Below are 1,195 nucleotides of genomic sequence, written 5' to 3' on the forward strand. Positions count from 1 at the left end.
GCTCGGAGGGGCGGTAGCCGGCGTCCTCGACGGCCTGCCAGACGGTCTCCAGCAGCAACCGCTGCTGCGGGTCCATCAGTTCGGCCTCTCGCGGTGAGATGCCGAAGAACGCGGCGTCGAAGCGGTCCACGTGCGGGGCGAAGCCGCCCCATCGGGAGCGGGAGCGCGGGTGATCGCGCCAGTCCCAGCGGTCGGCCGGGATCTCGCCGACCAGGTCGTCGCCGGCGGCGAGGTGGTCCCAGAACTCCCTGAGGTCCATGGAACCGGGCAGACGCCCGGCCATACCGATGACGGCGATCTCACGGCCGGCGGGGGCCGCCGGGGTCTCGGATCCGGTAGGGGCCCCGGGCCCGGAGGGGTCGACCGAGACCTCGGGCCCGGCCGAGGCGGCCGGTTCGGCGGCGGGTGCCTGCGGTGCCGGCCCGAAGCGGGCGGTCAGCGCGGCCGTGTGGTGCTCCCACAGGTGTTCGGCGAGTGCATGCAGCGTACCGCGGCGGTAGAAGAGGGTCGGGTACTCGGTGATGCCGTACGCCTTGCGCAGTTCGGCGCTGAGCGCGGTGAAGCTGACGGAGTTCATGCCGCTCTCGCCGAGCGGCGTGTGCGCGCCGATGTCCTCGGGGCGCACGCCCACCAGGGCGGCGGCCATGCGGGCCAGCTCGGCGACAAGGGTCTCCGTGCGGCCGCGGGTGACGCCCGTCGGCGCCTCGGGCGGGGTGCCGCCCGCGGCCGGGGCCCCGGCGCCGAAGCGGGCGCGCAGGTCGGGCAGGGGCAGCGCGGCCAGCGTGGTGCGGTCGGTCTTGCCGTTCAGGGTGCGCGGGAAGCCGGTCACCCGGACCAGTGCGTCGGGCACCATGTGCTCCGGCAACCAGGCCGCCAGCCGCTCGCGCTGCGGTTCGGCCGCGTCGTCCTCCAGGACGTAGCAGGCGAGCAGGGTGTGCGAGCCCGCCGCCTGGCCACGGGCCACGACGACGGCCTCGCGGACGCCGTCGAGCCGGCGCAGGGTCGCCTCGATCTCCTCCAGCTCGACCCGGTGGCCGCGCACCTTGACCTGGGAGTCGAGCCGGCCGAGGTACTCGACCGTGCCGTCGGCGAGCCGCCGTACGAGGTCGCCCGTGCGGTACATGCGGGCACCGGCGCGCGCTGCGAACGGGTCGGGCAGGAAGCGCTCGGCCGTCAGGTCGGGACGGCCGAGGTA

The 1,195-nt window shown here is 75.4% G+C and carries 1 protein-coding gene; it reads right to left on the bottom strand.

What is annotated here, in order from left to right:
• Positions 1 to 1,195 (bottom strand): beta-ketoacyl synthase N-terminal-like domain-containing protein (locus IH13_RS39470; protein ID WP_031091346.1); only part of this gene is annotated, 1,195 nt, incomplete at both ends.

The organism is Streptomyces sp. NRRL WC-3549 (assembly GCF_000721935.1).
Lineage (GTDB): Bacteria > Actinomycetota > Actinomycetes > Streptomycetales > Streptomycetaceae > Streptomyces.